Source organism: Rathayibacter sp. AY1D1, from assembly GCF_002932635.1.
In the GTDB taxonomy this organism is placed as follows: Bacteria; Actinomycetota; Actinomycetes; order Actinomycetales; family Microbacteriaceae; genus Rathayibacter.
Genome location: NZ_PSVY01000061.1, coordinates 1 through 3476 on the forward strand (window position 1 = coordinate 1; position 3476 = coordinate 3476).

Consider the following 3476-nt stretch of genomic DNA (forward strand, 5'->3'; position numbering starts at 1 on the left):
GGCCTGGCGGTCGTCGGGGTGATCGAGAACCGGAACATCCGGGCGGGGAAGAAGTACAAGCCGCGTCCTCGCCGCTGACTACCGCTCGAGCGCGCGTGGCCGTTCCACGCGCGTGACCGGGGGGTCGAGGGGGCTCTCCCCCTCGTGCGGGCCGGCCCGTTTCGGGTCGGCCCGCGGCGCGCGCTCAGAGTGCGAGCGTGCGGAGGATCAGGGTGGTGGAGCCGATGGGCTTTGGGAAGTCGGTGTAGTCGAGGGTCGCGCGGCGGTTGCTGATGAGGTCGAGGGCGATCAGTTCTTCCTCGGACTCGTCCGTCATGTCGCCGGGCTCCTCGTCCCATTCGCGGAGGACCTGGCGGTCGGCGTCGAGGACTTTCCACAGTCCCCAGACGTGGGCGATGGGGCCGGTCGTCTCGTATGTGAAGACGAGGGCGGTCGCGGTGGGCCAGCCGTAGGCGGCCGCGGCGACGATCAGCGCTCGCGCTGCGGCGGCGGTCGCGTCGGCGTCGCCGGACGCGGCCGCGGCGTCGACGGCGACCTCGGCGGCGCGCAGCGTCGGGTCTTCCTGGTACGGGTCGAAGCGGTGGGCGGGGCGGGGTGCGGTGGTCGTGGTGGTCATGGTCGGGCCTTCCTGTGCAGCAGTGGGAGAAGAGCAGGGGCGGGACCGGCGCGAGCCGGTCCCGCCGGGTGGGCTAGCTGAGTCCTGCGGCGTCGGCGGGGGTGTTGTCGCCGGTGACGACCTGCTCGACCGGGGAGAGCGCGTAACCCCAGGCCGCGAGCTGACGGAAGTGCTCGGCAGTGCGCTCGTCGCCGCGACGCCAGGACTCCTTGCCCGTGTGCGCCTCCTGCCCTCCGAGCACGACGGCCAGCGCGACCAGGCGGGCCTTCGCGGGGTTCCCCTCGACCAGCGCTGCGAGGGCGTCCGCGCGGTAGCCGGAGGGGCGCTCGATGCGCAGCAGCGCGTGCGCGAGGTCGCTGCCGCCCGTCATCCCGGAGGACACCGCGAACCGGTGAGCGGTGAGGCCGAGAGCGATGATCCGATCCGCGTCCTTGGGGAGGGCCTTGCGAGCGAGGAACGTCGCGATCCACTCGCGGCGCACCTTCTCGGCCGCGTTCCACGCCTTGTTGTTCGCGATGAGCACCTTCCGCTCCGCGGACTTCTCGGCCCGCTCCTCCTCAGCCTCCTCCTCGGTCTGCGGCTGCTCGGGGGCTCCGTAGGCATAGGTGAATCCGGCCGAGGTGGGGTCCTGAACCAGGAGCGTGACCTCGACCTCGCCGCGCCAGCTGGTGTCGATGAGCACTCCGCGGCCAGGAGCGGCCGCGACCTGCTCGGGGGTGACGCTCTTCCCGTCCTCGCCGCGCAGCTGCCGCACCGGCGTCCACGTCGCCTGGTCGCCGTAAGCGTCGGAGCGGGTGAGGATCTGGAAGCCGTTGCCGATGTACTCGGCGGCGGTCGCCGCGAGGAGCGCCTGGTGCGCGGCCTCGTCGCGGAGGGTCTGCGCGGTGTGCTCGAACTGGGCCGGGTCGTGGGTGGCGACCTCGATCAGGTTCGCGCGGGCGTCGGCGTCGTCCTCGAACTCCAACAGCACCGCCGCCTGGTCCAGGGTCAGCTCGTGCTCGTGGAGAACGGACGTGACGGTCGCGGACTCCGCGACCGCGAGGCCCTTCTTCACCGCGTCGGTCTTGGTGCCGGTGCGCTTGGCGATCGCTGCGGCGGACACGCCCTCGAACGCGAGCTGCGCCCACGCGGCGGTGCGATCCGCGACGCTCAGCTCGGCGCGCTGGTCATTCTCGATGATCTGCTGCACGATCCGATCCGCGGTCGTCTCGTCGCCCTCCACGACGTAGACCGGAATGGTGGCGACCCCGGCCTCGCGGGCGGCGAGGGTGCGGCGCTGTCCGGCGCGGACGATGACGTTGCCGCGCTCGTCGCGGCGGGCGAGGACCGGGGTGATGACGCCGTTCTCGCGGATCGACGCGATGAAGTCCTTCGTCAGCGGGGCGCTGGTGCGCACGTTCGCCTCGATCACGAGGGTGGTCGGGTCGATGTGCTGAACGGTCCCGGTTCCGGTGGTGATAGTCACGATGGTTTCTCCTCAATCGGTGTGCGACCATGAAGGTGACGAGTCCCGTGGTTCTAAGCCAACTACGGGGCTTTTGTCGTCTTCCTGATCGTTTTTCTTTGCCTCTCCGGCGAGTGAAAACCAATTGAGTGGAGTCGGCGGAGTGACGGCTCTCTCGGGCGAAATAAGGGAGCGTGCGACCGCGTCCGAGGGAGACGGCACGCAGCCGGCGGAGCGAGATAGGTTGAAACCGCGGAGAGGTGAAGAAAACCTGGAAACGCGCCGCGCAGCGGCTCCCGCCGGCGGTGCTCCGTCACCGCTGCGCGAGCGCAGCTCGCGCCCCCGACCGGGGAGACGGGTGTGGCCTTCGCCGTCTACGCGACCGCGGTTCCGTCCAGCGCGAGACTGCGGCCTGTGGCACTGTGTGCAGATGATGATGTGGCGTGAGACGGCATCAGCCGAAGCGCAAGAGGATCTCGACGGCCTTCTCGATCTGACGATGACTCGCGCCGTTGAGGCTCTCGGAAAGCGCGGCGAGCTCGGCCCGTTCTCCGCCTCGATCGACACCGACGGGCGCAGCGTTCTGAGCATGGTGGAGCCGGAGCCGGGTCGCGGGAACAACTCGTCCCAGGCGGACCTCGACGAGCTCCGGCGTGCCAGCAGAGAGAACCGGCAGTCGTTACGGGCGGTCGCGTACGTCAGCGTGGTCACGATCAGCGGGAGCGGTGACGCCATCCGAGTCGAGTCGGAACATCGGGAGGGCATCGCGCTGGTGGTCCTGGTTCCCTACACCCGGCTTCGTCTTCGCAAGCAACTGAAACTCGGCGAGATGCGCCTGCAGGCCGGCGTAGCCGACATCTGGGCGCCGGAGGTCTGACTTCCTCGCGACCGATGACCACGCATGACCGCGTGTCCCACGAGGAACGCGGTGCCGAGCGTGAGCCAGGCCAGCAACCAGGCGAGCAAAGGACCTGCCGCGTAGCGGCTCCCGCCGGCGGTGCTCCGTCACCGCTGCGCGTGCGGAGCTCGCGCCCCGCCTCCGGCGGAACACGGGGGAGCGCGAGGGGGTCGCCCCTCGTGGCCGGCCCGAAGGCCGGCCCCTCCCCCGCGCTACTCGGCGGGCGTCAGGAACGCGATCAACGCGGCGGCCTCGGCGGTGCCGTCGTCGTAGACAGGCATCCCGCCGGGTCCACACTCCCCCGGCAGTCCGAGCGTGTTGCGGGTGTGCGTGAGAATCTCCACGTCGGTCGCGGTGGCGTTCTCCGGGTCCTCGTCGCGGCTGGTCGCGAGGATGAGCGCGAGCTGCTCGGCCGTGGCGCGGCCGGTGTCGGTGCGGGTCATGGTGTGGTCCTCTCAGCGGTTCAGGAACGGGGCGACGCGGCGGATCGCTGCGCGGCGGGCGTGGGCGACGCAGTG

Annotated in this window: 4 protein-coding genes; 1 reads left to right on the forward strand and 3 read right to left on the reverse strand. The window is 70.7% G+C overall.

The window, feature by feature from the left end; translation table 11 throughout:
- Positions 1-184 precede the first annotated feature (184 nt).
- Both C5C56_RS17300 and C5C56_RS17305 read right to left on the reverse strand, forming a co-directional pair.
- On the reverse strand, positions 185-616 hold the full coding sequence (locus C5C56_RS17300) for a hypothetical protein (RefSeq protein ID WP_104320012.1): 432 nt from the start codon (positions 614-616) through the stop codon (positions 185-187).
- 73 nt (positions 617-689) lie between these two features.
- Positions 690-2081 (reverse strand): ParB/RepB/Spo0J family partition protein, encoded by a 1392-nt coding sequence (locus tag C5C56_RS17305; protein WP_104320013.1) that lies wholly within the window; start codon positions 2079-2081, stop codon positions 690-692.
- Positions 2082-2490: 409 nt separating this feature from the next.
- On the opposite strand from C5C56_RS17305, the gene C5C56_RS17310 reads away from it, so the two are divergent.
- On the forward strand, positions 2491-2937 hold the full coding sequence (locus C5C56_RS17310; RefSeq protein ID WP_146082597.1) for a hypothetical protein: 447 nt from the start codon (positions 2491-2493) through the stop codon (positions 2935-2937).
- A gap of 233 nt (positions 2938-3170) precedes the next feature.
- Here C5C56_RS17310 and C5C56_RS17315 read toward each other — a convergent pair whose 3' ends face one another.
- The gene (locus C5C56_RS17315; protein ID WP_104320014.1) at positions 3171-3401 is read right to left on the reverse strand and encodes a hypothetical protein; all 231 of its coding nucleotides are present in this window, start codon (positions 3399-3401) and stop codon (positions 3171-3173) included.
- Positions 3402-3476: the final 75 nt, after the last annotated feature.

What these genes read in the sequence shown, in the direction of transcription:
- C5C56_RS17300 (WP_104320012.1), bottom strand. Translation starts at nt 616, where the DNA reads ATGACCACCACGACCACCGCACCCCGCCCCGCCCACCGCTTCGACCCG.
- C5C56_RS17310 (WP_146082597.1), top strand. Translation starts at nt 2,491, where the DNA reads ATGATGATGTGGCGTGAGACGGCATCAGCCGAAGCGCAAGAGGATCTC.
- C5C56_RS17315 (WP_104320014.1), bottom strand. Translation starts at nt 3,401, where the DNA reads ATGACCCGCACCGACACCGGCCGCGCCACGGCCGAGCAGCTCGCGCTC.